Origin of the sequence: Saliniramus fredricksonii (assembly GCF_900094735.1) — a bacterium.
Lineage (GTDB): Bacteria > Pseudomonadota > Alphaproteobacteria > Rhizobiales > Beijerinckiaceae > Saliniramus > Saliniramus fredricksonii.
Genome location: NZ_FMBM01000003.1, coordinates 1 through 23,762 on the forward strand (window position 1 = coordinate 1; position 23,762 = coordinate 23,762).

The window sequence follows — 23,762 nt, forward strand, 5'->3', positions numbered from 1 at the left end:
CGCTGGCACGCCAGAGCGACGATCTGCCGGCCGGCATCGCCACCGTCACCCGCAACGCCGCCCGCGCCGCAGGCCTGACCGATCGCGGCGCGCTCGAACCGGGCTTGCGCGCCGACATCATCCGCTTTCGCGAGGTGAACGGTACCCCGGTCGTCACATGGGTGAAGGGAAAGCGGGTGGCTTGAGGCGCGGTTTCACGCCCCCCCCGCCCCTCGCTGAGGATCGCCATCACCCGCGCGTCGTGCCCGCAATCGAGCCCGGCGAAGAGCGCCGCGATCCCGGCAGCGCCCGATGGTGTCGGGCGAAGCCTTCTTGCGCGAGGATGCCCACGGCCCGCGCGGCCTGCTCCTCGCTGATCGTGACGAAGATATCCGCATCGCGCGAAAGCCCTTTGAGCGCAATCAGCGACGGCGCCTTGCAATCGAGCCGCCCCATGGCGGAGACCGGTCCCTGCGTCGTGACCGCGTGGCCGGCCCGGATGCTCGCAATCAATGCCGGCGCGGCTTGCGGCTCCACGACGATGATGGTCGGCGCATCCCCCCAGACGGCCCGCGCATGGCCGCGACGGCAGCGGCGAGCCCGCCGACACCGGCCTGGAGCAGGATATGCGTCGGCGCCGCATGAATCTGCGCTGTGGCCTCGGCGGCGAGCTGGAGATAGCCCCTCCATCACCCGCAGGGGCAGTTCCGTGTAGCCCGGCCAGGAACTGTCCGACAGAAGCGTATGACCCGGCGCGCGCGCGGCTTCTCAGCCGCCGCCATGCTCTCCTCATAGGTCGCGCCTGCGCGCACCACCTGCGCCCCCTTCGCCGCAAGCCGTTCGGCGAAGGCCTCGGGCACGCTGTGTGCGAGATAGATCACCGCCTGCGCCCCGAACAGACGCGCACCGGCAGCGACCGAGAGCCCGTGATTGCCCTGCGCTCGCGGTAACGTAGATCCACCCGGAAAGCGCGTGCGCCCAATCATTGTCCTGCACATTCTGCGACGCTGCGCGCGCGATCGCATGGGCGGCACCCAGCGCCTTGAAGCTGCCGAGCCCCATCCGGGCGCGCTCGTCCTTGAGGAAGATCTGTGCAACGCCGGCGCGCGTGGCGAGCGCGGGAACCTCATGCAGCGGCGTCGGCGCATGGGCCGGGCAAGCGGCGAGGAGGCGGGCGACATCACCGGCATCGTCGAGCGGAAACGGCGCATCGACAGCGATTCCACTGCCGCGCCACGGATTGGCGAAACTGTCCTGCATGAGCCGCGCGATCCCGCATCCCTCGATGAAGAAGTGGTTCGCACGAGCATAGCCGCGCGCGCTCCGCCATGCGATCCCGCCTGGCGCCATTCCGGGATCGCTCAACACGCACATGCGCGAAACGCCCATTGATCGGGCCCGCTCACGCAACGATAGTCGTTGATACCGCACCTGCCGCAACGGCAGGGACAGCCGATGTCGACCCGAGAGAACGCCATGAACGCGACGCCCGCGACCAAAGCCACCTTCGCCGGCGATCTCTTCGCCGGGCAGCATGTGCTCGTCTCCGGCGGGACCAGCGGGATCGGGCTCGCCTGCGCCCGTGCCTTCCGCGATCATGGCGCGCAGGTCATAGCCGGCGGCGTCGGCGATCCCTCCCCGATGAAGCCGCGCGCGACCCCGGCAATGCCGGCATCCGCTTCATCGATCTCGACGTGCGCGACCCCGCCGCCATCACATCCTGTATCGACGCACTGCCCGAGCGCCTCGCAGTGCTCGTCAATGCCGCGGGCATCATCCGTCGCGATGCGGAGCATGATCCGGACGTGTTCGCGCAGGTCATCGACATCAATCTCAACGGCAGCATGCGCCTGTGCAGCGCTGCTTTGGAGCGGCTCACGGCGGGGCGCGGCTGCGTCATCAATCTGGCCTCGATGCTGAGCTTCTTCGGCGGGCCGCGCGTGCCGGGCTATTCTGCCTCCAAGGGCGGCATCGCGCAGCTCACCCGCAGCCTCGCCGCCGCCTGGGCGCCGCAGGGCGTGCGCGTCAATGCGCTCGCACCCGGCTGGATTGCCACGCCCCTGACACAGGCCCTGCAGGACGATCCCGCCCGCGCCGGTCCGATCCTCGCGCGCACGCCGATGGACCGTTTCGGAACGCCGGAGGAGATCGCCGCAGCCCGCGCTCTTTCTCGCCTCACCCGCCGCCGGCTTCATCACCGGCACGATCCTGCCGGTGGATGGCGGTTATGCGAGCGTCTGAACGATTTGGAGGAAACACCATGAACGACAAATGGACCCCCTACCGCCACCCTCAGCCTGCCGAATCTCCCCCGAGCTGATCGTCCCCGACGCCATCCCCACGGATGAGCGCGTCTGGGTGCCGGTGGAGGAGAATGTCTGGTTCCGCCCGCTCTGCCTGAGCGTCACGCGCGGCTACTGGATGAACCTTCTGCGCGTGCGCAAATCCGGCGTGCTCTCGCGTCATCGCCATCCCCAGCCCGTGCACGGTTTTCGTGCTGCGCGGCGAATGGCGCTATCTGGAGCATGACTGGGTGGCGCGCGAGGGCGGCTATGTCTATGAGGCGCCGGGCGAGACCCATACGCTCGTGGTCGATCCGCATGTCGAGGAAATGATCACGCTGTTTCAGGTCAACGGCGCGATGATCTATGTCGATCCCGACGGCAATGTCACGGGCTATGACGACGTCTTCACCCGGCTCGACAAATGCCGCGCCTTTTATGCGCAAAACGGTCTCGGGGCCGATTATATCGACCAGTATATCCGCTGACGCCGTCAGCGCCGCTTTTCGCAAGGAGCCTCGTCATGGAACCGCTGCCGCGCACCCCCTCCTTCTCCCTCGATGGAAGACGTGCCCTCGTGACCGGCGCCGGACGCGGCATCGGCCTCGCCGCCGCCTGTGCGCTGGCCCAGGCGGGCGCATCCGTCGATCTCGTGGCACGCAGCGGCGACGAGATCACCGCCCTCGCCGAGGCGCTCGGCAAGGAGGGCTTTGCGGCCCGCGCCCATGCGCTCGACGTCACCGATATCGATGCGAGCGCCGCCTTCGTTGCAGAAAACGGCCCTTATGACATCCTCGTCAACAATGCCGGCATGAACCGCCCTGCGCCGCTCACCGAGATGACACCCGCCGATTACGACGCGGTAACCGATCTGAACGTGCGCGCGGCCTATTTCCTGATGCGGGCGGTGGTGAAAGGCATGATCACCGCCGGCAAGGGCGGGTCGATCATCAACATGTCCTCGCAGATGGGGCATGTCGGCGGTGCGAATCGCACGGTTTATTGCGCCACGAAACACGCCATGGAGGGCTTCACCAAGGCGCTTGCCTGGGAGGTCGGCAAGGAGGGTATCCGCGTCAACACACTGTGCCCGACCTTCATCCGCACACCGATGACGGCGGGCATGCTGGCCGATCCCGCATTCGAGCAGAGCGTCGTGTCGAAGATCGCACTCGGTCGTGTCGGCGAGGCCGAGGACCTGATGGGCGCGGTGGTTTTTCTCGCCAGCGACGCCTCGCGCCTCGTCACGGGCACCTCGCTCCTGGTCGATGGCGGCTGGACGGCGCAATGAAAGCCGGATTTCGCTGCGTGAAGGGACTGGACAAGCCGCTCTGCGCTCGCTAAATACGCGCCATCGATCGGCGGCGCTGCGTCGCATCGCCCCTCGCGGATGGTTCGCCGCGAATGCTGGGGATAGTTTAACGGTAGAACCGCGGACTCTGACTCCGCTAGTCCTGGTTCGAATCCAGGTCCCCCAGCCAGTTTTTTCGGATAAAAACAATTAAATCAGACACTTGAGGCTCCGGGCTCCGGGCTCCGGGCTCAGCACCATCTCAAGGGTCTCGATTAATGTTGTCCACCGGCACAAATCGCCGTGCAACAGCCGCTCACGCCGACCCTTCTGCGAGCCGGACGGCGCGCTCTTGCGCCGGGCTGTCCGTCGGGGCGAGGGACGCATGATGCCGAAGCGTCACGACACATGTCTGCGTGGGCGGGTGACGGGCATGTCTGCGTGGAATCAGGCGCTCATTCATTTAGAGAGGGCCCGAGAACTTCTTGTGGCACATGACCAAGGCCGCTCTCTTTACGATGACGTTTTCGTCAAGGAGCGCTTTGACGCTGCGAATCTGCCTGTTCCAGATGATCAGCTTGTGCTTGGTGTAGCAGGCCGCCGTCTCAATCTTGCACTCGCCCTGCATTACCTTGATACCGCCATTGCGATCGCGTGCCGCCACGGTCTTGGCTCAGGTTGGAGGGCATTGCCGATACATGAGTGGTACGCGCGGGCACAAGGTGTCCGTGCTGCGCTCGGGCTTGCAAGAGACGGTGAGACACCCGGCTTGCGTTCGTCCGACATCGCTGACCCTGCACATATGCTCGGACATGCCATTGTTCCGCAAAGTGCTACGGGCACCACGCATTCGGACAATCTGTGTTCTGTTTCCGACAAAAGGTCGCGTCCGTCAAGCTGGTGTAATTTTCTGGATGGCCTGAGGTCATGATCAGGCGGCTTTTGTGGTTATGCTGAGGATGGGATCGATCTCTTCCTTGTCGATCTGTGCGAATGCCTCGACCATCATGTAGCGGCTTGATGTCTGCCATTCGTCATTCTGCTCGAAGAGCACGGCGCCGATCAAACGCATGATGGATGCTTCATTGGGGAAGATCCCGACGACGTCGGCGCGTCGCTTGACCTCCTTGTTCAGACGTTCAATTGGGTTCGTGCTGTGCAGTTTGGTGCGATGCTGGCGCGGGAATGACATGTAGGCCAGCACGTCGTGCTCGCTGGCATCCATGAGATCGGCCAGTTTTGGCCAGCGCGGGCGCAGTTGCTCTGCGACCTTGCGCCAGGTTTCGCCGGCATGGGTGCGGTCGGGTTGATCGAAGGCCTGTCGGATGGCAGCGGCGACGACAGTATGCTGACCACGCGAGACATGGGCCAGGGCGTTGCGCATCCAGTGGACGCGACAGCGTTGCCAGGTTGCTTCGAAGACCCGGGCGATGGCGGCTTTGAGGCCTGTATGCGCGTCGCTGATGACCAGTCTGACGCCCCCCAGGCCGCGAACGCGCAGGGATCGAAGGAACTCGGTCCAGAATGTCTCGGCCTCGGACGGGCCGATACCGAGGCCGATGATCTCACGGCGTCCCTCGGTGTTGGCGGCCACGGCGATTATTGCGGCGACTGGTACGATCCGTCCGCCCTGGCGCACCTTCAGATAGGTGGCGTCGAGCCAGAGATAGGGCCATTCGCCGGTGAGCGGGCGGTTCAGGAACTCGCCGACACGTTCGTCGATGTCCTTGCACAGCTTCGACACCGTGCTCTTCGAAATGCCGCTCAGCCCCATGGCCTGCACCAGCTCATCGACGCGACGGGTCGAGACACCACTGATCCACGCCTCCTGGATGACGGCCACCAGCGCCTGTTCCGAGGTCTTGCGCGCTTCGAGAAAGCCCGGGAAGTAACTGCCTTGACGCAGCTTGGGAACCCGCAGGTTCAGCGTGCCCAGACGGGTATCGAGAGCGCGCTCTCGATACCCGTTACGCCACGTTGTGCGTTCGCCGCTGCGCTCGTGCTTGCCAGCGCCGATCAGGCCTTCAACATCCGCCTCCATGATCAGCTGCAGGACGGCCTCGGCAACGCTGCGCAGAAAGTCTCCCTGATCGTGCTTGGCCAGAAGTTCGGACAGGTCCATGTTCGTCTTGGTCATCGGGGTCTCCATGTGGTCCGGGGTTGAAGTCAGCAAACTCCACCTCGACCATACACCTCGATGGCCACCCAGGATCACACCGTTGACGGCACTGAAATTACACCAGCTCCTTGGACGCTACCCGACAAAACGCCTCGCGATATCTCAAAAAGCGATACCGAATCGCAACGGCAGACGGTTGCTCGGCAGGATGCGAACAGCCATGACGAGCGCCTGCTCTTCAGCAAGCTCTTCGCACAATCTCTCGATATGCGCGCCGAGGAAGGTCGTGTCTTATATCTGGTGGAAATTCCCTGGCGATGTGTTCCGGGCATGTGAAGGTTCCGCTTCTCAGGCGGCGAGGGCAAGCTTGATCGGTTCGATCGGTTGAGAAAGCGTCTCCCATCCATCGACCTTGCGCAGCTGGATCTGACCGGAGGCGAGCAGTGCCCAGAGCAGCATCGGCACGGTTTCGGCGCAGGGCAGCACGGTCTGCGTCTTGATCCGGCGGCGGAATTCCTCGTTGAGCCGCTCGATCGCGTTTGTCGTTCGTGCCGACTTCCACTGGGACGGATCGAGGCAGGTGAAGGCAAAGAGCCTATCCCCGGCTTCCTCGAGGCTGTCGGTGATCGCACGGCATTTCAGGCGCCATTTGCGCAGGAACGCCTTGCGCCGGATTTCGATCTCGGCAGCGGTGTCGGCGTAGATCATGTCGCGGTAGTCCTCGGTCAGCTCGTCGTGCATGCGCTTCGGGGCATGGCCGAGAAGGTTGCGGTGCTTGTGCACCGTGCACCGCTGGATCGGCAGCTCTTCGCCCCAGAGCGCAATGAGGGCGGCTTCCAGCCCGGGAGCGCCATCGACAATGACGAAGTCCGGTCGCTTCAGGCCACGCGCATCGAGATCGGCGAGGAACCCGCCCGAGGAACCCGCCCTATGCCGCCTTGCTTTCGCCGCCCGTGTTCTTGATGGCGAGCAACACCTTCTGCCCGTCGCGGCGCACGCCGATTGCCGCCAGCACCGAGATGTTCGTGGCCTTGCGGTCCAGACGGGTCTTGATGACGGTGCCGTCCAGGATCAGACGGACGATGTCCTCATCGGCGAGGCTGCGTGCGCACCACGCGTCCCAGTCGACCTTCACCTTGCGCCAGGCCCGGCTGACGACATCCTTGCCGACCGCCCCCTGAAACAGGCCGAACAGCGCGCGCTTGACCCGCCGCGTGTTCGTGCCGGCCAGATAGACCGAGGCGATCAGGGCCTCGGCCTTCTTCGTCAGACGCTGATAACGCGGCAGCGCCCGTGATCGCCATTCCGTGATCTTGCCCTCTTCGTTCTCGATCCGCGCGCGCGGCACGCTGACCGTTTCGGTTCCGAAGGTGCCGACGAGCTGGCGGTCGCGATGGCCGTGCCGATAGCCCTTCTTCAAGCCGCCGCCGCGGTCATAGCGGCAGCGCCCGATGACGGCCGCGAGCTCTTCCTCGAACAGCGCCTCGATCGTAGCGCGGATGTTCTGCCGAAGCCGATCCTCGATGGGATCGTAGCCGACGTCGCTGCACAGTAGCGCTGGCGTGGTCGTGTCTGTAGTCTGGTCCATGGCGTGATCTCCCTGGCGGTTGCTGCCGCCGGTTGGGTGGGTTGAATCACCCGGAGATTACGCCGCCTTCAAATTTCCACCACCTTCGCGACACGACCAAACTCCTCGCGTTGATCCACAATCGAACACTCCTGAAACGGTGAGCGCGGAGCTATACGCGAATCTGGGTGACGCAGTTTGAGGAGGTGGCGTATCGTGGCGGGTGCTGAAGCCTGCCAGAACTTCCAAAAGGAACGATACGCCTATGAAAGATGATATCACGATTACCCCGCTGTACCAGCCCGGATCTGTTGCGGATCCTCTGACAGAAATTGCCCGTGACGGCGCCCGCAGGATGCTTGCGGCGGCACTTCGGGCCGAAGCCGATACCTTTGTGGAGCAATATGCCGAGGAGGCTTTGCCGGATGGCCGGCAACGGATCGTCCGGCATGGTTATGGGCCACAGCGCAGCATTCAGACCGGCATCGGTCCGCTCGACGTGCGCCGCCCGAAAGTCCGCGACCGGGCCACCGATATGCCCGCGGAGAAGAAGGTCCGCTTCACCTCAAGCATCCTGCCGAAATGGGCCCGGCGGTCGAAAAGCCTCGATGCCCTGCTGCCGGTGCTCTATCTGCGCGGGATCTCCACCGGCGATTTCCAGGAAGCGCTGTCAGCGTTGCTCGGGGTAGATGCACCGAACCTGTCGCCTGGTGTCATCTCCCGTCTGACGGGCGATTGGCAGCAGGAATACGATCGCTGGCAGGGCCGTGATCTCTCGGCCCGGCGGTATGTCTATATCTGGGCCGACGGTGTCTATCTGCAGGCCCGCATGGAACCGCAGGCCGAGTGCATACTGGTCATTCTCGGCGCCACGCCGGAGGGGAAGAAGGAGCTCGTCGGCTTCCAGGTCGGCATGCGCGAGAGCGCGCAGAGCTGGCGCGAACTGTTGGTCGACATCAAGGCCCGCGGCCTCAAGGTGCCGCCCGAGATCGCCGTGGGCGATGGCGGCATGGGGTTCTGGAAGGCCCTCGACGAGGTCTTCCCGGGAACGCATCATCAGCGCTGTTGATGGATTGGATGCCCCCTCCCAACGGCATCGCAATGTGCCAACGTGGTGATCTGCAGGTCATTCACGAGAGGAGGAAGCATCCATGGACAACATTAGCATCATCGGCCTTGACCTCGCAAAGCGGGTCTTCCAGGCGCACGGCGCGCGAGCGGACGGTAGCGTCGGCTTCCGCAAGAAGCTGGGTCGCTCGCAGGTTCTCGGCTTCTTTGCCAAGCAGCCGCGCTGCATCGTTGCTATGGAAGCGTGTGCGACGGCCCACGAGTGGGGCCGCGCGATCGGCGAGCTCGGTCACGAGGTCCGCCTGATCCCGCCGATCTACGTCAAGCCGTTCGTCAAGCGGCAGAAGAACGACGCGGCCGACGCAGAGGCGATAGCCGAGGCGGCGGGTCGCCCGACCATGCGCTTCGTCGCGGTCAAATCCGAGGCGCAGCAGGCGAAGGCGATGGCTTTCCGGACGCGGGACCTCCTCGTCAAGCAGCGCACGCAGCTCATCAACGCACTGCGGGGCCACCTCGCCGAGCACGGCCTCATAGCGCCGCAGGGGCCGGCTCATGTCAAGGTGCTGGCGGACGCGCTGGAGGCAGCCGGCTCGCGTCTCGAGACGCTCGTGATCGAGCTGGGGCGCCTCTATCTCGAGCAGATCGAACTGCTCTCCGGCAGGATCGCGGATCTCGACAAGGTGCTGAAGCGCGAAGCGGCGCGGGAAGAAGACACCGCACGACTGATGACCATGCCTGGCGTGGGCCCGCTGACTGCGATGGCGGTCCAGACCTTCGCCCCGCCGATGGAGACGTTCAGGCGTGGACGCGACTTCGCAGCCTGGACGGGGCTCGTCCCTGTCCAGCGATCGACCGGTGGGAAGCAGATCCTCGGACGAACGTCCAAGATGGGGCAGCGCGACATACGGCGTCTCCTGATCATCGGCGCGATGTCGGTGGTCCGCTGGGCCGTCAGGAAGGGCGCGCCGGAAGGCAGTTGGCTCGCACGCATGCTGGCCCGCAAGCCACGCATGGTCGTCGCCATCGCGCTGGCCAATAAGATGGCGCGCGGGATCTGGGCGATGTCGACGCGGGGAGAGAACTTCAGGGGTCCGGTCGCCGCGGTCTGATGACGACATCAGCCGAGGCAGCCGGGCCGTTGGGCGTGTGAGGAAGTCGACAGCAAGGTAAGGGCAAACGATCGGTCAGATCGGGATCGAGAAAAGCATTTGAACCCAAAGAGCCTCGAGCTCGCGCTGTTGATGTGCACTCGATCCGCGTATCTCCATACTGGCCCGCGGTCCGTTCAGAGCCGCATCTCAAGGCCTGATACATGACCGCACCCGATCACGCGCTTGAGCCGAGCAGAAACCTCTTGCACGAACGGGGGCATCCATACATGGGTTCACAAGACGGCTAACGTCCTGAACAAGTTCCCGAAATCCATGCAGCCGGCGGTGAAGGCCGATCTGCGCGAGATCTGGCAGGCCGAAACCCGCGCCGCGGCGGAAACCGCCATCGACACCTTCGCCGAGAAATACGGCGCCAAATACGAGAAGGCCGTGACCTGTCTCACCAAAGACCGCGAAGCCTTGCTGGCATTCTACGGTTTCCCCGCCGATCACTGGGATCACCTGCGCACCGGCAATCCGATCGAGAGCGTGTTCGCCACCGTCAGGCATCGAACCGTGCGGACCAAGGGAGCATTGTCGCAGAAGACCGCGAAGCTCATGGTCTTCAAGCTCGTTCAGGCCGCCGCAAAGACATGGCGCCGCCTGAAGGGCGCGAAGCAGTTGCCAATGGTCATCGAAGGTGTCAGATTCACCAACGGTGTCGCCGTAAACGGTACCGAAAACCGCGCCGCCTGATCAGGCCGTATCACCCAAAATCCCGCATAGCTCGTGAGCGCGAACCCTCCCCGCTCATGCCTCAAAGTGTTCACCATGTCCCCGAACACCTGTTCACCTTGTCTCCAGTCTGTACAGGAGGGAGAGGGGAGGGAGCGCTGCATCGACCGCTCGGCACTGCCGTTCCGGCGGGATCAGCGTCGCGCTTGTCGCTCCGGCGCCGCTGTGTGAGAAATCAGGCAGGCGCCATTTTGCGCAGAGAGGCGTCTTTCGCGTCAATGAGTTTCAACGCGCTCACCGGGTTCCCGGAGACATGCGTCTTGTGCAGATCAGCAAGTTTCTCCGGATTGGGCGGGATCAATCCCTGATGGCGATGCTGTTCGAGCGTTCGGATCATGATGGGTTTGACCGCTGGATTCAGACCGCAACTCAGCCGTTATTCATCGTCGATATCGGCAGGCTGAGCGCCTGCGCCATTCATCGCAACCAGTCTGTACACGGCACCTGCAATACGATCACCACGAACACCATTAAGCGTGTCGGTATCGCCATCGGCTTAAATCAACCCGTGCGATCGAATCGAGTTTCTTGACGTGTTTGCGAGCCACCGCTTTGAGCAATGTCGTTGCATCAGCACGAGAGAGACGCCCCTCCTTGATCTGTATCGCGATTTCCTCGCTCATCATCGTCATTTCCGCTCCACGCCGGCGGGCGACGGCCAGGTCCTTCGTCGCGAGACTGATCGCGAGGATACCGTGCGGACAGGCGGGTGCCATGTCCCCGAGACGCCGCCGCCATCAATAGACCGCCCGTCATCTGTGGATGTAGGAGACCTGTGCCATGTGTGCCAGCCCTGTGTTGCAGCGCTGTGTTACACTTGGAGTCCGAGCCTTGATAACGGGGAATTTTCCCGTTATATTTCAGATACTTGAAGGCTGATTGGCTGGGGCGGCAGGATTCGAACCTGCGCATGGCGGTACCAAAAACCGCTGCCTTACCACTTGGCTACGCCCCATTGGAAAGCGCGCGGAACATAGTGCCGCGCGTGCGGGGATGCAACGCCTTTTTGCAGGTCCGATCGGGCAATTTGATGCTTGCGAGCGACGTCCATGGGCGCTATAGGATGCCCCACCAGCGGTTCGGAGTGTAGCGCAGCCTGGTAGCGCACCTCGTTCGGGACGAGGGGGTCGCAGGTTCAAATCCTGCCACTCCGACCAATTTTTCCCAAGTCCATTTTCCCAAGTCCATTTTCCCAAGTCCATTTTCCCAAGTCTGTCAGATTTTCCCGATTCTGCGCCGGCAGGCACGGGTTGCCTCGTTTGCGGCGATGCATCAGATCCGCGTTATCCCTGCCCCATCATCATCTGCACGCCACGCGCCTTCCAGCCGCGATGCTCCTCGCGCATGGCGGTAACGAGGCTGTCGCGCACGATGCCGATATGGGCGCGAATCGCCGCCTCGGCCTCGTCGGGGCGGTTGTCGCGGATCATCGCCACGATGGCGCTGTGCTCGCGATGGGCGGCGCAGCGCCCCGCTTCGGAACTCGCCATCAGCCAGCGCGCCCGGGCGATGCGGGTCACGGCGTCGCGCACGCTGCGATGCACGAAGCGATTGCCGGACAATGCGGCGAGCTCGATATGGTAATCGGTGCCGATCGCGTACCAGGCATCAGGGGAGGGATCGGCGAGGACGCCGTCCATGCGTGCCTGCAAGGCATCGAGCCGGGCATGATCGGCGCGGCTGCAGGCGAGCCGCACGGCGAGCGCCTCGGTCTCGATGCGCAATTCGAAAACCTCGAGCAACTCGTCCAGATCGAGCGGCGCCACGCGCAGCCCGCCCTCGCCGCGTTGCACCAGCCCCTCCGCTTCGAGCCGCATCAGCGCCTCGCGGATCGGCGTGCGCGAGGCGCCGAGCCGGCGCTCGAGATTGCGCTCGGAGAGCCGCTCGCCCGGCACGAGACGCAGCGCGAGCAGATCGTCGCGCAATCTTTCATAGATGTCCTGCGCCCGTCCGCCCCCCTCCGATAGACCGGCCTGTGCGGCTTCGCCCGTCATGGATGCTTCGTTCAACCCGAATTCTCCGTCTGCGGCGGCTTGCCGGCGCTGATCTGGTTGGTATACCATCATGGTACGCCATTTGGGCGAAAAGAAAAAGACGGTGCCCGTCAAGGCGCTGAAAAACCAGTGCAGGACCGGGCCGGCAGGGGACGAATGATGAATCGCAACGCCGCATATGCGCGACGCTACGGCTTTCCGCAAAGGGTTCGTATCGTCGAGGTGGGCCCGCGCGACGGCTTGCAGGCCGAGCCGGAATTCGTGGCGACGTCAGACAAGATCGCGATGATCGACCGGCTTGCGGCAGCAGGCATACGCGAATTCGAAGCGACCTCCTTCGTCTCGCCCCGCGCCGTGCCGCAATTGCGCGACGCAGCCGAAGTCGTCGCCGGGGTGGATCGCGGGCGGCCCATCCGCCTCACCACGCTGGTGCCCAATCCGCGCGGCGCCGTGGCGGCGGCCGAGGCGGGTGTGGACGCAATGGTCGTCTTCCTCTCGGCTTCCGAGAGCCATAATCGTAAAAACGTCAACCGCGCGCGCGCCGAATCGCTGGAGGGCTTTCGCGAAGTCGTGGCGATCGCCCGCGAGGCCGGCATCAAGGTCCAGGGCGCCATCGCGACCAGCTTCGGCTGCCCTTTCGAGGGGGAGGTGGATGTCGGTGCGATCACCGATATCGCGAAGGCCTATGCGCAGATGGGCATCACCCATGTGACGCTGGGCGATACCACCGGCATGGCGACGCCGCCGCTCGTGGCGGAGCGCTGCAAGGCCCTGCGCAGGGAGGTGCCGGAATCCGAGATCGCCCTGCATTTCCACAACACGCGCGGCATCGGCCTCGTCAATGTGCATGCGGGGCTGGCAGAGGGGATCACGATCTTCGAATCCTCCATCGGCGGGCTCGGCGGCTGCCCCTTCGCGCCGGGCGCCACAGGCAACATCGCCACGGAGGATCTCGTCTACATGCTGCATGAATGCGGGGTCGAGACCGGCATCGACGCCATCGCCGTCACCGAGGCCGCCGCCTGGATGGAGGGGGTGATGGGACGCAAGCTCCCCGGTCAGGCGGCGAAGGCAGGCCCGCGGCTGAAGACCAGCGCGTTGGATGCCGTCGCCACGGCCTGCGGGTGAAGAGATGCCGGATCTGAAGCAACCCCTCGACGGCATCCGCGTCGTCGATCTCACCCGTGTGCTGTCCGGCCCGTTCTGCTCGATGCTGCTCGGCGATATGGGCGCGGAGGTGATCAAGGTCGAGCCGCCCGGCAAGGGCGATCCGGTGCGCGGGCAGGGTACGCTGAAGGACGGCCTGTCCTGGTATTTCGCCTCCTTCAACCGGAATAAAAAATCCGTCACGCTTGATCTCTACGCAGATGAGGGAAAGGCGCTGCTGGCCGAACTGATCCGCGACGCGGATGTCCTCGTCGACAATTTCCGCCCCGGCGTGCTCGCGAAGATGGGTTTCGACAAGGCGCGGCTCGACACGCTCAATCCCCGGCTCGTCACGGCCAATATCAGCGGTTATGGCAGCACCGGGCCGATGGCGGATCTGCCCGCCTTCGATTTCATCATCCAGGCAATGAGCGGCTTCATGAGCGTCAACGGGCGCGCCGATCAGGAGCCGATGCGCTCGGGCCAGCCGATCACCGATCTCGTGGGCGGGCTCTATGCCGCTTTCGGCATCGTCTGTGCCCTGCGTGCGCGTGATCTCAACGGGCGCGGCCAGCATGTGGAGAGCGCGCTGATGAACGGCATTCTCTCCTTCATGGCCTATCTGGCGAGCGAGCACCTGCTCACCGGCCAGCTTCCGCTGCGCACCGGCAACAACCATCCCCTCGTCGCGCCCTACGGGCTCTACAAGGCAAGCGACGGCGAGGTCGCGGTGGCGGCCAGCAACGATGTCGTTTTGCGCAAGTTCATGCGCACGATCGGCCTCGAAGATCTGCTCGACGATCCCCGCTACGACGACAATACCAAGCGCTTTCCCCTGCGCGACGAACTCAAGGAAATCATCGACGCGCGCATGCAGGACGAGAGCCAGGCGCACTGGATCGCGGCCCTCAACGCCGCCGGCGTACCCAGCGGCAAGGTGCAGGATCTCGGCGAGGTCTTCGCCGATCCGCAGGTCGCGGCACAGGAAATGGTGATCTCGGTCGATCATCCCGGCCATGGCGACGTGCGCATGCTCGGCTTTCCCGTCAAGCTCAGCGAGACGCCATGCGAGGCACGCCTGCCGGCACCCGAGCTCGGCGCGCATGACGAAGAGATTCTCGGCCCCCTGCGCGCACGTCTCGCGCAGCGGTCCGGGTGAAGGAGATTGCATGTCGTAACGGTGAAGGTTACCGATGAGACGCTCAACGGGGCCAACGCCGCAAGGGCATGCAAGAAACCGGCAACAAGCATGCCGGATCATTCAAAGGGAGGGAAACGAATGCTACATACTCTGAAAAAGACCATCCCCGCCGCTACGGTCGCCGGCCTGTTCGCCCTCGGTGCACTTGGCGTCAGCGATGCGCAGGCGCAGCAGATCGAGATCCACAATACGATGAGCGCCGGCGGCTCGGAAGAAGCCGCCCTGCAGCGCTTCCAGGAAATCATCGCCGAGCGTTCCGACGGTCGTCTGGGCGTTGACATCTATCTCGGCGGCCAGCTCGGCAACGAAACCGACGTGTTGCAGCTGCTCAGCCTCGGCCAGACCCAGATGGCGCTGACCGGCGGCGCCTTCATGGGTGAATACGCCGCCGATTACGACGCCGTCTCGGTGCCCTTCGTCTTCCCCAGCTGGGATGCGGTCGAGCACTACATCATGGAAACGGAATCCGGCGAGGCGCTTCAGGCGGCAGCACTGGAGCGCGGCAATCTCGTCTATCTCGGGCCCCAGATGCGCGCCTTCCGCCACATGACCTCGGCCAAGCCGATCAACTCGCCCGACGATCTCGACGGCCTGACCATGCGCCTGCCGCAGATCCCCGTCTGGGTGGATGTCTGGGAAGAGCTCGGCGTGCAGGCGGTCGTCATCCCCGCGCCGGATATCTATCTCGCCATGCGCACCGGCCAGGTCGAGGCGCACGAGAACTCGCTCGCCTCGCCCTATACCCGCCAGATGTGGGAGGTGCAGGACTATATCATCACCACGGCGCATCTCTCCTTCCCCTGGCACTGGGTCGCCTCCGCCTCCTGGTGGGATGGTCTCAGCGAGGATGATCGCGCCATGGTGCTCGAAGCGGTCGAGGAAGCGCGCCAGCACGGCATCGCCGTGGAGATGGAGCGTGACGAATACTACCGCGAGGCGCTTATCGAACGTGGCATGGAGTTCATCGACGTCGATCAGGGCCCCTTCCGCGAGAAGGCCGCTCCCGCCGTCGAACGGGCACTGGCCGACAAGGCCGATAGCGTGATGGGCGACATCGACGCCGCCATCGCCGCGACGCAGTAAGGCTCGCACGAGCACATCCCGAGGGCGGCGTTGATGCCGCCCTCTTTCATCATTTTCGGGATAATCATCATGCTGGACAGGATCGACCGGCTCGAAACCCGCGTCGCGCGGTTGTTCGAACTCGTCGCCGTGGTGATGATGCTGATCCTCGTCGGCGTGATCGCCTGGTCGGTCTTCGGGCGTCAGGTGCTGCGGATATCGGTGCCCTGGTCCGAGGAGATCGGCGCCGGGTTGCTCGCCTGGATGGTGATGCTGGGCTCGGCCGCTGCCTGGTCGCGCCGTCGCCATATCGCGATCGACGTGCTTTTGCGCCGGGTCGGGCTGACGGCCCGCTGGATCCTGAGCATCTTCATCGAGCTCGCCTCGCTGTCGCTCTTCGTGATCATCTTCGCCGGCGCCGCAGGCATGATGCGCTCCAGCGCGCATATGGCGACGACGGCGCTCGGTATCAGCTATACCTGGCTGTATCTCGCCCTCGCGCTGGGTGTCGGCGCGATGATCGTCTTTTCCCTTCTGCATCTCGTGCGCCTGCTGATACGCGGGCGCGCCATGGTCGCCGATCTCGACGCGGGGCTCGAATGGAGTACCTCTACATCTTCCTAGGCCTGATGATCGTCCTGTTTGCACTGGGCGTTCCCATCGCGGTCTCGATCGGCCTCACCTGCCTTGCGGTGCTCGTCATCCAGGGGGGCTGGCAGGCGATTCCGACGGAATTGTTCGCGCTTCAGATGCTGCGCGGGCTCAACAATTTCCCCATCCTCGCCATCCCCTTCTTCATCTTCGCCGCGTCTTTGATGAATGTGGGTTCGGTAACGAACCGCATCTTCGATTTCGCCAATGCACTCGTCGGCTTCATCCGGGGCGGGCTCGGCCATGTGAACGTCGTCGCCTCGATGATCTTCGCCGGCATGTCGGCCACCGCCGTGGCGGATGTGGCCGGCATCGGCCAGCTCGAGATCAAGGCGATGCGCGAGCGCAATTATCCGATGCGCTTCGCTGCCGGCATCACCGGCGCGGCCTCGATCATCAGCCCGGTGATCCCGCCCTCGATCGCCATGGTGGTCTATGGCTGGCTTTCGGGAACCTCGATCGCGGCGCTCTTCGTCGCCGGCGTGGTGCCCGGCGTGATGATCGGCATCGCCCTGATGATCACCTGTTTCGTCGTTTCCTACTGGATCGAGATGCCGCGCTCGCCACGCCCGCAGTTGATGCAGCTGGTGCGGCTGTTCTGGCGCGCCCTGCCGCCGCTGCTCACCCCGCTGATCATCATCGGCGGCATCTGGACCGGCATCTTCACCCCCACCGAGGCCGGCGCCATCGCCTGTCTCTATGCGATGTTCCTCGGCTTCGTGGTCTATCGCGACGTGACCTTCAAGGATCTGATCGACGTGCTCGCCCGCACCGTGCGGTTCACCTCGATCATCATGTTCATCATCGCCATCGCCACATTCTACGGCTGGTTGCTGGTGCGGCTGCGGATTCCGCAGGAACTGGCGATGATGCTGATGGATCTCGATGTCAGCCTGACCGTGATCCTGATCTTCATCGCGCTGTTCTTCCTCGTCATCGGCTGCTTCATGAGTGTGGTCGAGGCGGTTTTGATCTTCACGCCGATCTTCATGCTGACGGTGCAATCTCTGGGGATCGACCCGGTCTTCTTCGGCATCCTGATGGTGATCACGCTTTCGGTGGGCGTGATCACGCCACCATTCGGCAATGTGCTGTTCGTGCTCGTGGAGATCACGGGGCTGCGCTTCGAACAGGTGGTGATGTCGGTGCTGCCCTTCCTGATCCCGATCCTTGCGGTGATCGGCCTGATCATCCTGGTGCCTGAGATCGTCACCTTCCTGCCCGGACTTATCCGATGATGTTTTCTCTCGGCCATCGCACCGCCCTCGTCACCGGCGCCTCGCGTGGGTTGGGCCGGGCGATTGCGCAAGCGCTGGCACAGGCGGGCGCGCATGTGATCGTCAACGGGCGGGATGCGGACCGGCTCGCGCCGGTGGTCGAGACGATCAGCGAAGCGGGCGGGCGCGCGCAGGCCTGCGCCTTCGACATCGCCAATGCGGCTGGGCGCGAGGCTGCGCTGGCGGATCTCGCCGGGGCGGGCCAAACGATCGATATCCTCGTCAACAATGTCGGGCGCCGCCATCGCGGGCCCGTCAGCGCGATTGACCATGCCGCCTTTCTCGATCTGCTCGATGCCGATCTCGCCGCGCCCTATGCCCTCACCCGGGCGCTCGTCCCGGCCATGATGGCGCGGGGCGCAGGACGGATCATCAATATCTGTTCGATCGCCGGCCCGCGCGCACGCCCCAACGACGCCGCCTATACGGCTGCGAAGGGCGGGCTCGCTGCTCTCACACGCGCCATGGCGATGGAATTTGCCCCCCATGGCGTGCTCGTCAACGGCATCGCGCCCGGCTTCTTCGCGACCGAGACCAACGCGGCGATGACCCGCGATCCCGGGGTGCAGCGTTTCGTGGAGGAACACATCCCGCTCGGCCGCTGGGGGGAACCGCACGAGATCGCCGGTGCTGCGGTCTTTCTCGCCAGCGACGCCGCATCCTATGTCAACGGCCACATCCTGACCGTGGATGCCGGCCTCTCGGCCTCGTTCTGATGCGGGCCCGCACATGAGCGCGCGGCGCGAACTCGGCGCGGTGCTGGCCGCCACCCTGACGACGCAGATCCTCGTCTCCTGGAGCGTGCTCGCGCTGGCCGCCATGGCCCCGGTCGTGGCCGAGAGCGTGGGGCTGCCGGCCATCGTCATCGGCTATCAGATCGCCATCGTCTATGCGGTGGGCGCCGGCGTCTCGCTGCTCGCCGGCTCGCTGGTGACGCGTTTCGGCGGCGCGCGGGTGAGCCAGATCGCGCTCGCGGCCTGCGGCGCGGGCTGCCTCGTGGCGACGTTTCCCGGCGCGGCGGCGATCGTCGTCGCCTCGATCGTGATCGGTGCCGCGCACGGGCTGACCAATCCGTCCGCTGCGCATCTGCTTGCGCGCCATACCCACAAGGGCAATCGCGGCCTGATCTTCTCGATCAAGCAGACCGGCGTGCCGCTTGGCGGCATCGCGGCGGGGATCATCACGCCGGCCATTGCCATCGCCTTCGGCTGGCAGGTGGCCCTGATCGCGATCACCCCGGTGGCGCTCTTGGCGGTGCTCGCGCTCGCCCCGCCGCGTCCGGCCTGGGATGCCGAGCGCACGCCCGGGGCCTCGGTGGGTATCGGCGCCCTGCGCGGTGCGGGCGAGGCGCTGCAATTGCCGGGTCTGCGCTGGCTGTGCCTGTGCGCCTTCTGCTTCGGCGGCGTGCAATTGTGCCTGATGACCTTCGTCGTCACCTTCGCCGTGTTCGAACTCGGCATGAGCCTCGTGCGGGCCGGGACGCTGCTCGCTGTGATCCAGGTTTCCGGCGTGATCGGGCGCATCGCCTGGGGCATCGTCGCCGACCGGATCCAGCATAATGGCGCGGTGCTGGTGGTGATCGGCCTGATCAGCGCCGCATCGGCGCTCGGTTTCGCGCTGATCACCCCGCAAACCCCCGGCTTCGTCAGCTATGGGCTCGCGGTGGCGTTCGGCGTTTCGGCAGTGGGCTGGAACGGGGTGTTCGTCTCCGAGATCGTGCGGGTCTCGCCGCCGGGGCTGATCGGCGCAGCATCGGGGCTTGGCACCTTCGCCGCCTTTGCCGGCGTGCTGTTTGCGCCACCGGCCTTCGTGCAGATCCACGCCCTGACCGATTCCTACAGTTTCACCTACGGCTTCCTCGTCATCCCCTCCCTGATCGGCGCGCTGGCCGCTCTGGGCACCGCGCGCCCGGAGGCTCTGTGGCGCTGACGGCATGACCGTGACCGGCCCGAGGGGGCCGCACGGTATCCGGGATCACGGCCACAACCGCAAAAACGCCTTCGACCTTGAGAAATCGACCGAAAATCGTGATAGTATCAGGCAATATGCCATTTGCGCCGCAGCGCGGCTGCGCCATGATCCGAAACGAGCCCGCCCCATGCAGCTTCACGATCTCGAGCTCTCTGCCCTGCAGGACCGCATCGCCGCCGCGCGGGCGGATTTCGAGGCCTTCCAGGCTCTTAAGCTGCACCTCGACATGACCCGGGGCAAGCCCTCGGCGGCGCAGCTCGATCTCGCTGATGCGATGCTCGGCAATCTCGGTCCACAGGACGTCTTCACGGCATCCGGCGAAGATGCGCGCAATTATGGCGGATTGCAGGGGCTGCCGGAAGTGCGCGCCCTCTTCGCGGGCCTCCTCGGGGCGCCGCCGGAGCAGGTCGTGGTGGGCGAGAATTCGAGCCTCGCGCTGATGCATGACTGCCTCGCCTGGGCGATGCTGCACGGGGTGCCGGGCTCGACGCAGCCCTGGTCGCGCGAGAGCGCACCCGCCTTCCTGTGCCCCTCACCGGGTTATGACCGGCATTTCGCCCTGTGCGAGGCCTTCGGCATCCGCATGATCCCGGTCCCCATGACCGGCGAGGGTCCGGATATGGATGTCGTCGAGGCCCATATGCGCGACCCTGCGGTCAAGGGGATGTGGTGTGTGCCGCTCTATTCCAATCCCACGGGCGAGATCTACTCCCCGGAAACGGTGCGCCGGCTGGCGCAGATGCCCACGGGCGCGCCGGATTTCCGGCTTTTCTGGGACAACGCCTATGCGGTGCACCATCTCACCCCGGATCCAGCGGTGCTGGAAGATATTCTCCCCGCCTGCGCGCAGGCGGGCCATGACGACCGCGCCTTCGTCTTCGCCTCCACCTCGAAGATCACCTTCGCCGGTGCGGGGCTCGCGTTTTTCGGGGGGAGCCCGGCGAATGTCGGCTGGTTCCTGGAGATGGCGGGGCGGCGCTCGATCGGGCCGGACAAGCTCAACCAGCTGCGCCACCTGCGCTTCTTCGGGGATGCGGAAGGCCTGAAGCGCCATATGGATGCCCATCGCGCCATCCTTGCACCGAAATTCGACGCTGTTGATGCCGCGCTTCGCGAGCGTTTCGACGATCTCGCCATCGCGCAATGGCGCCGGCCACGGGGCGGCTATTTCATCAGCGTCGATGCGCGCCCGGGAACGGCGCGCAAGGTCGTGACGCTGGCGCGCGAGCTCGGCATCGCCCTCACGCCGGCCGGCGCCACATGGCCGGGCGGGCATGATCCGCAGGATGCCAATCTGCGCCTGGCCCCGAGCTTCCCGCCCCTGGAGGATGTGCGCACGGCCTCGCAGGGCATCGCCCTGTGCATCCTCATCGCCGCTCTCGAGGCGGAGCGCGACGCGCGCCTCAACAGCTGAGCTCCTCGGCAAGGCTGAGCTGGAGGGCTGACAGAAACGGCGCGCTGCCCCATATTCGCCCATCTCCTTTGCAATCGCACGCCATCGAATCCATGACGGCGTGAATCGGGGGCCGGGAATGCGCTGGATCTTGCGGACCGCAATCATCGGCCTCGTCGCCTATATCGGCCTCGTGGCGATGCTGTTCACCACCCAGCGTGCGCTGCAATACCCGGCCTCTGCGCGCGTCACGGATGTCGAGGAAGCGCAGCTTTCCGGTTTTTCCGATGTGGTGATCACCACTGAGGACGGTGAAGAATTGCGCGCCTTCTGGAAGCCACCTGAAGAGGGACGCACGCTGGTGCTTTATTTCCATGGCAATGGCGGCAGCCTGTGGAACCGGCGCTTTCGCGCCCAGGCGCTGGCGGAAGACGGGCGCGGCGTTCTGATGGTGAGTTATCGCGGCTATTCCGGCTCGACCGGCTCTCCGACGGAGGACGGCCTGCATGCGGATGCCCGCGCCGCCTATGCCTTCGCAAGCGAGCACGCGGAGCCCGCGCGTATCCTCGCTTACGGAGAATCGCTGGGAACCGGCGTGGTCATGCGGCTTGCCGCCGACAACCCGCTCGGCGCCATCGTTCTCGATGCCCCCTTCACCTCCACCGCCAATGTCGCGGCGCGGCTCTATCCGATCGTGCCGGTGCGGCTTCTGATGCTCGACCAGTTCCGCTCGATCGATCTCGTCGCTGAGATCACGGCGCCGGCCCTGATCATGCACGGACGCCGCGATCAGGTCGTCCCGTTCGCCGACGGGCGCAAACTCTACGAAGCGCTGCCGGGTCCGAAGCGCTTCCTCGCCTTTCCCGAGAGCGGGCATGTCAGCCTGTTCGAGGATGGCGGCCTGGAAGCGGTTCAGACCCTGATGGAGGGCATCGAGAACGGCGACCCGGCAGCGAAACTCGAAAGCATCGCCCTGTGAGCAGCCTGACCATCCGCCCCGCCACCGCGCAGGATACGCCGGCCCTCGTTGCATTGATCGACGCGCTCAACCGGCACGAGGCGGCGCTGACGGACGACCGGCGCACCGATTTCGCGGCTGCACGGGAATGTCTGGCGAGCCTTGATGCACGTATTGCGCGCACAGGCGGCGGTGTGAACGTGGCGCAATGTCAGGGGGACATCGTCGGCATGATCAGCTGGGTCATCGAGGAAGGCGAGCCCTATCTGCAGGCGCATCTGCGTCGCTATGCGCTGATCACCGATCTCGTCGTCGCAGGCGAAAGGCGCGGCAGCGGAATCGGCGGCGCCCTGATCGGCAGCGTCGAGGATGCCGCCCGCGCACAAGCCCTCCCCCGCCTCGCCATCACCGTCCTCGCCGCCAACCAGGCAGCCATAGACGCCTATCGCACCCAAGGCTTCGTCGACGACATGCGGATCATGATGAAGAGCCTGTGACGCGAACCCGACAAACCCGACCAGGTACCGCCAACGACCTGATTCCGCCGAAGAAGACATGGCGGAGACGGGGGGATTCGAACCCCCGAGACGGGGAATACCCGCCTAACGGTTTAGCAAACCGCCGCCTTCAGCCACTCGGCCACGTCTCCGGCGCCGGTTTCAATAAGGGTTCGTGAAGCGCCGGTCAATGGTTGCGATTGAGGTCGCAGCGATTTCGCGGTGGAACGGGAGACATGGCCACCGCGCAACGGCTCGAGGCGGCTCTCGCCGCGCGATACGGGCTCTGTTATCAGAGCCTTTCGGCAAATCCTGCAAGTGACTCCGGAGTGGTCATGACGGTGCATACGGTGCGTGCGGCCCTGGCCGATTTCCGCGACGCGAACCCGCCCGGCGGCTGGGCTGATCTGCCGTTCTTTCACGACGGGCGCGCCGATGGCGTCGCGGCGCGAGTCGATACCGAGATCGCCGCCGGCACGGCGATCACCCCGTCGCCGGAAAACGTCTTCAATGCGCTCACGCTCACGCCGCTCGCGCAGACGCGGGTGGTGATTCTCGGCCAGGACCCCTATCCTACGCCCGGCGATGCCCATGGCCTCGCCTTCTCCTATGTGGGCGCACGGCGCCTGCCGGCCTCGCTGAAGGTGATTTTCACGGAAATGGCAGAGAATTGCGCTTGCATCATGCCCCGCACCGGCGATCTGAGTCATTGGGCGCGCCAGGGGGTGCTGCTCCTCAACACCGCATTGACGACACAGGCAGGGCGCTCCGGCGCGCATCTGCGGATCGGCTGGGATGCGCTCACCGACGAGGTGATCGGCGCGCTCGCCCGTCAGGAGCGGGGCATCGTCTTCATGCTCTGGGGCGCGCGGGCGATCGCGCGGGCGGAGCAGGTGGCGGCTCATGCTGGCGATACCGGACATCTCGTCCTGACGAGCGGCCATCCCTCGCCGCTCAACCGCAAGCGCGACTTTCGCGGCAACCGGCATTTCGCCATCGCCAATGACTGGCTGCACGCCGGCGGGCAGGCGCCGATCGACTGGTGCCTTCATGATTGAGACGCCTGCCCGATTGAAACACGGCGGCGCGCTCAGTCCGGCCGGCTGGTCTGCTTGACGAGGCGGGCCTCGAGTTCGTCGATGCGCTCGGCGAGACGCTCGTTCTCGTTGCGCGCCTCGATCGCCATCTCGCGCACGGCCTCGAATTCCTCACGGGTGACGACGTCCATGTCCTTGAGGAACTTGTCCGCCTGGGCACGCATGATCGCCTCGACCTCACGCCGGGCGCCCGTCGCGGCGCCAGCCGCATCCGTGAACAGACGCGAGAACTCTTCCAGGATACGGTTCGATGATTGCGCCATGGTCGCCTCCTCTTTCGGTTGCCGGGCTCTCAAGCCCGGTCGCCGTCATGTGCCGCCTCA

The 23,762-nt window shown here is 65.0% G+C and carries 23 protein-coding genes, 4 tRNA genes and 5 pseudogenes; 23 read left to right on the plus strand and 9 right to left on the minus strand.

Annotated features, from left to right (window positions below; genetic code table 11):
• The coding region (locus GA0071312_RS19465; protein WP_165604083.1) for an amidohydrolase family protein at window positions 1–185 on the plus strand (185 nt) is incomplete at its 5' end.
• 43 nt (window positions 186–228) lie between these two features.
• Here the strand turns inward: GA0071312_RS19465 and GA0071312_RS20400 are convergent.
• From GA0071312_RS20400 to GA0071312_RS20410, 3 genes are all read right to left on the minus strand, one after another.
• Window positions 229–516: a hypothetical protein gene (locus tag GA0071312_RS20400; protein WP_238947318.1), complete on the minus strand. Its 288-nt coding sequence runs from the start codon at window positions 514–516 to the stop codon at window positions 229–231.
• A gap of 152 nt (window positions 517–668) precedes the next feature.
• Window positions 669–860 (minus strand): hypothetical protein, encoded by a 192-nt coding sequence (locus tag GA0071312_RS20405; RefSeq protein WP_238947319.1) that lies wholly within the window; start codon window positions 858–860, stop codon window positions 669–671.
• A complete protein-coding gene (locus tag GA0071312_RS20410; protein ID WP_238947348.1) occupies window positions 769–1,575 on the minus strand; it encodes a pyridoxal-phosphate dependent enzyme in 807 nt (268 codons plus the stop codon). Before GA0071312_RS20410 ends, GA0071312_RS20405 begins: the two co-directional genes overlap by 92 nt.
• Here GA0071312_RS20410 and GA0071312_RS17310 point away from each other — a divergent pair.
• From GA0071312_RS17310 to GA0071312_RS20175, 5 genes and pseudogenes are all read left to right on the plus strand, one after another.
• Window positions 1,456–2,220: pseudogene (locus GA0071312_RS17310) on the plus strand (SDR family NAD(P)-dependent oxidoreductase). The gene GA0071312_RS20410 and the pseudogene GA0071312_RS17310 overlap by 120 nt on opposite strands.
• A gap of 19 nt (window positions 2,221–2,239) precedes the next feature.
• Window positions 2,240–2,749, plus strand: a pseudogene (locus GA0071312_RS17315) (2,4'-dihydroxyacetophenone dioxygenase family protein).
• A 35-nt stretch (window positions 2,750–2,784) separates the two neighbouring features.
• Window positions 2,785–3,552, plus strand: a complete 768-nt coding sequence (locus GA0071312_RS17320; protein ID WP_074445963.1) for an SDR family NAD(P)-dependent oxidoreductase — start codon at window positions 2,785–2,787, stop codon at window positions 3,550–3,552.
• Between the two features lie 116 nt (window positions 3,553–3,668).
• Window positions 3,669–3,742: transfer RNA gene (locus GA0071312_RS17325), tRNA-Gln, on the plus strand.
• A 195-nt stretch (window positions 3,743–3,937) separates the two neighbouring features.
• Window positions 3,938–4,483: a hypothetical protein gene (locus GA0071312_RS20175; RefSeq protein WP_165604068.1), complete on the plus strand. Its 546-nt coding sequence runs from the start codon at window positions 3,938–3,940 to the stop codon at window positions 4,481–4,483.
• On the opposite strand, the gene GA0071312_RS17330 is transcribed toward GA0071312_RS20175, so the two are convergent.
• Complete coding sequence (locus GA0071312_RS17330) at window positions 4,484–5,689, minus strand: IS256 family transposase (protein WP_074444054.1); 1,206 nt, start codon at window positions 5,687–5,689, stop codon at window positions 4,484–4,486.
• 60 nt (window positions 5,690–5,749) lie between these two features.
• On the opposite strand from GA0071312_RS17330, the gene GA0071312_RS19790 reads away from it, so the two are divergent.
• Window positions 5,750–6,007 carry a hypothetical protein gene (locus GA0071312_RS19790; protein WP_131817856.1) on the plus strand — a complete coding sequence of 86 codons (258 nt, stop codon included), beginning with the start codon at window positions 5,750–5,752 and terminating at the stop codon, window positions 6,005–6,007.
• Window positions 6,008–6,019: 12 nt separating this feature from the next.
• On the opposite strand, the pseudogene GA0071312_RS17335 reads toward GA0071312_RS19790, so the two are convergent.
• Window positions 6,020–7,259: pseudogene (locus tag GA0071312_RS17335) on the minus strand (IS256 family transposase).
• Between the two features lie 244 nt (window positions 7,260–7,503).
• Between GA0071312_RS17335 and GA0071312_RS17340 the strand changes: the two are divergent.
• From GA0071312_RS17340 to GA0071312_RS19795, 4 genes and pseudogenes are all read left to right on the plus strand, one after another.
• Window positions 7,504–8,304 (plus strand): annotated as a pseudogene (locus GA0071312_RS17340) (IS256 family transposase); the annotation flags it as partial.
• A gap of 85 nt (window positions 8,305–8,389) precedes the next feature.
• The gene (locus GA0071312_RS17345; protein ID WP_074443356.1) at window positions 8,390–9,415 is read left to right on the plus strand and encodes an IS110 family RNA-guided transposase; all 1,026 of its coding nucleotides are present in this window, start codon (window positions 8,390–8,392) and stop codon (window positions 9,413–9,415) included.
• A 270-nt stretch (window positions 9,416–9,685) separates the two neighbouring features.
• Window positions 9,686–10,153 (plus strand): annotated as a pseudogene (locus GA0071312_RS17350) (transposase); the annotation flags it as partial.
• A 346-nt stretch (window positions 10,154–10,499) separates the two neighbouring features.
• Window positions 10,500–10,724 (plus strand): hypothetical protein, encoded by a 225-nt coding sequence (locus GA0071312_RS19795; protein ID WP_131817859.1) that lies wholly within the window; start codon window positions 10,500–10,502, stop codon window positions 10,722–10,724.
• A gap of 348 nt (window positions 10,725–11,072) precedes the next feature.
• Here the strand turns inward: GA0071312_RS19795 and GA0071312_RS17360 are convergent.
• Window positions 11,073–11,147, minus strand: a tRNA-Gln gene (locus GA0071312_RS17360).
• 125 nt (window positions 11,148–11,272) lie between these two features.
• On the opposite strand from GA0071312_RS17360, the gene GA0071312_RS17365 reads away from it, so the two are divergent.
• A tRNA-Pro gene (locus GA0071312_RS17365) sits at window positions 11,273–11,349 on the plus strand.
• Window positions 11,350–11,475: 126 nt separating this feature from the next.
• Here GA0071312_RS17365 and GA0071312_RS17370 read toward each other — a convergent pair.
• Window positions 11,476–12,201 (minus strand): GntR family transcriptional regulator, encoded by a 726-nt coding sequence (locus GA0071312_RS17370; protein WP_238947320.1) that lies wholly within the window; start codon window positions 12,199–12,201, stop codon window positions 11,476–11,478.
• Window positions 12,202–12,342: 141 nt separating this feature from the next.
• On the opposite strand from GA0071312_RS17370, the gene GA0071312_RS17375 reads away from it, so the two are divergent.
• From GA0071312_RS17375 to GA0071312_RS17420, 10 genes are all read left to right on the plus strand, one after another.
• Complete coding sequence (locus tag GA0071312_RS17375) at window positions 12,343–13,314, plus strand: hydroxymethylglutaryl-CoA lyase (RefSeq protein ID WP_238947321.1); 972 nt, start codon at window positions 12,343–12,345, stop codon at window positions 13,312–13,314.
• Window positions 13,315–13,318: 4 nt separating this feature from the next.
• Window positions 13,319–14,491, plus strand: a complete 1,173-nt coding sequence (locus GA0071312_RS17380) for a CaiB/BaiF CoA transferase family protein (RefSeq protein WP_074446316.1) — start codon at window positions 13,319–13,321, stop codon at window positions 14,489–14,491.
• Window positions 14,492–14,611: 120 nt separating this feature from the next.
• Entirely contained in the window at window positions 14,612–15,616 is a 1,005-nt protein-coding gene (locus GA0071312_RS17385; protein ID WP_238947322.1) for a TRAP transporter substrate-binding protein, read from the plus strand.
• 69 nt (window positions 15,617–15,685) lie between these two features.
• Complete coding sequence (locus GA0071312_RS17390; RefSeq protein ID WP_165604072.1) at window positions 15,686–16,219, plus strand: TRAP transporter small permease; 534 nt, start codon at window positions 15,686–15,688, stop codon at window positions 16,217–16,219.
• Window positions 16,195–17,484: a TRAP transporter large permease gene (locus GA0071312_RS17395; protein WP_074446318.1), complete on the plus strand. Its 1,290-nt coding sequence runs from the start codon at window positions 16,195–16,197 to the stop codon at window positions 17,482–17,484. Before GA0071312_RS17390 ends, GA0071312_RS17395 begins: the two co-directional genes overlap by 25 nt.
• Complete coding sequence (locus GA0071312_RS17400; protein ID WP_074446319.1) at window positions 17,481–18,239, plus strand: SDR family oxidoreductase; 759 nt, start codon at window positions 17,481–17,483, stop codon at window positions 18,237–18,239. Before GA0071312_RS17395 ends, GA0071312_RS17400 begins: the two co-directional genes overlap by 4 nt.
• Window positions 18,240–18,252: 13 nt before the next feature.
• Window positions 18,253–19,452 carry an MFS transporter gene (locus GA0071312_RS17405; protein ID WP_074446320.1) on the plus strand — a complete coding sequence of 400 codons (1,200 nt, stop codon included), beginning with the start codon at window positions 18,253–18,255 and terminating at the stop codon, window positions 19,450–19,452.
• A 169-nt stretch (window positions 19,453–19,621) separates the two neighbouring features.
• Window positions 19,622–20,908, plus strand: coding sequence for an aspartate aminotransferase type Ic (locus GA0071312_RS17410; protein ID WP_074446321.1), 1,287 nt, complete (start codon window positions 19,622–19,624; stop codon window positions 20,906–20,908).
• Between the two features lie 118 nt (window positions 20,909–21,026).
• On the plus strand, window positions 21,027–21,866 hold the full coding sequence (locus GA0071312_RS17415; RefSeq protein ID WP_074446322.1) for an alpha/beta hydrolase: 840 nt from the start codon (window positions 21,027–21,029) through the stop codon (window positions 21,864–21,866).
• Window positions 21,863–22,342 carry a GNAT family N-acetyltransferase gene (locus tag GA0071312_RS17420; protein WP_074446323.1) on the plus strand — a complete coding sequence of 160 codons (480 nt, stop codon included), beginning with the start codon at window positions 21,863–21,865 and terminating at the stop codon, window positions 22,340–22,342. Before GA0071312_RS17415 ends, GA0071312_RS17420 begins: the two co-directional genes overlap by 4 nt.
• A 59-nt stretch (window positions 22,343–22,401) precedes the next feature.
• On the opposite strand, the gene GA0071312_RS17425 is transcribed toward GA0071312_RS17420, so the two are convergent.
• A tRNA-Ser gene (locus tag GA0071312_RS17425) sits at window positions 22,402–22,494 on the minus strand.
• A gap of 183 nt (window positions 22,495–22,677) precedes the next feature.
• On the opposite strand from GA0071312_RS17425, the gene GA0071312_RS17430 reads away from it, so the two are divergent.
• Window positions 22,678–23,400, plus strand: a complete 723-nt coding sequence (locus GA0071312_RS17430) for a uracil-DNA glycosylase (protein WP_074446571.1) — start codon at window positions 22,678–22,680, stop codon at window positions 23,398–23,400.
• Between the two features lie 32 nt (window positions 23,401–23,432).
• Here GA0071312_RS17430 and GA0071312_RS17435 read toward each other — a convergent pair whose 3' ends face one another.
• Entirely contained in the window at window positions 23,433–23,702 is a 270-nt protein-coding gene (locus GA0071312_RS17435) for an accessory factor UbiK family protein (RefSeq protein WP_074446324.1), read from the minus strand.
• Between the last annotated feature and the right edge of the window lie 60 nt (window positions 23,703–23,762).

Bases quoted from the DNA above. Each gene is read 5' to 3' on its own strand.
- GA0071312_RS17395 (WP_074446318.1), top strand. From the start codon at position 16,195: ATGGAGTACCTCTACATCTTCCTAGGCCTGATGATCGTCCTGTTTGCA.
- GA0071312_RS17330 (WP_074444054.1), bottom strand. From the start codon at position 5,689: ATGACCAAGACGAACATGGACCTGTCCGAACTTCTGGCCAAGCACGAT.
- GA0071312_RS17380 (WP_074446316.1), top strand. From the start codon at position 13,319: ATGCCGGATCTGAAGCAACCCCTCGACGGCATCCGCGTCGTCGATCTC.
- GA0071312_RS17390 (WP_165604072.1), top strand. From the start codon at position 15,686: ATGCTGGACAGGATCGACCGGCTCGAAACCCGCGTCGCGCGGTTGTTC.
- GA0071312_RS17410 (WP_074446321.1), top strand. From the start codon at position 19,622: ATGCAGCTTCACGATCTCGAGCTCTCTGCCCTGCAGGACCGCATCGCC.
- GA0071312_RS17430 (WP_074446571.1), top strand. From the start codon at position 22,678: ATGACGGTGCATACGGTGCGTGCGGCCCTGGCCGATTTCCGCGACGCG.
- GA0071312_RS17415 (WP_074446322.1), top strand. From the start codon at position 21,027: ATGCGCTGGATCTTGCGGACCGCAATCATCGGCCTCGTCGCCTATATC.
- GA0071312_RS17435 (WP_074446324.1), bottom strand. From the start codon at position 23,702: ATGGCGCAATCATCGAACCGTATCCTGGAAGAGTTCTCGCGTCTGTTC.
- GA0071312_RS17320 (WP_074445963.1), top strand. From the start codon at position 2,785: ATGGAACCGCTGCCGCGCACCCCCTCCTTCTCCCTCGATGGAAGACGT.
- GA0071312_RS17345 (WP_074443356.1), top strand. From the start codon at position 8,390: ATGGACAACATTAGCATCATCGGCCTTGACCTCGCAAAGCGGGTCTTC.
- GA0071312_RS17405 (WP_074446320.1), top strand. From the start codon at position 18,253: ATGAGCGCGCGGCGCGAACTCGGCGCGGTGCTGGCCGCCACCCTGACG.
- GA0071312_RS17375 (WP_238947321.1), top strand. From the start codon at position 12,343: ATGATGAATCGCAACGCCGCATATGCGCGACGCTACGGCTTTCCGCAA.
- GA0071312_RS19790 (WP_131817856.1), top strand. From the start codon at position 5,750: ATGGCCACCCAGGATCACACCGTTGACGGCACTGAAATTACACCAGCT.
- GA0071312_RS17400 (WP_074446319.1), top strand. From the start codon at position 17,481: ATGATGTTTTCTCTCGGCCATCGCACCGCCCTCGTCACCGGCGCCTCG.
- GA0071312_RS17385 (WP_238947322.1), top strand. From the start codon at position 14,612: ATGCTACATACTCTGAAAAAGACCATCCCCGCCGCTACGGTCGCCGGC.
- GA0071312_RS19795 (WP_131817859.1), top strand. From the start codon at position 10,500: ATGGCGATGCTGTTCGAGCGTTCGGATCATGATGGGTTTGACCGCTGG.
- GA0071312_RS20175 (WP_165604068.1), top strand. From the start codon at position 3,938: ATGATGCCGAAGCGTCACGACACATGTCTGCGTGGGCGGGTGACGGGC.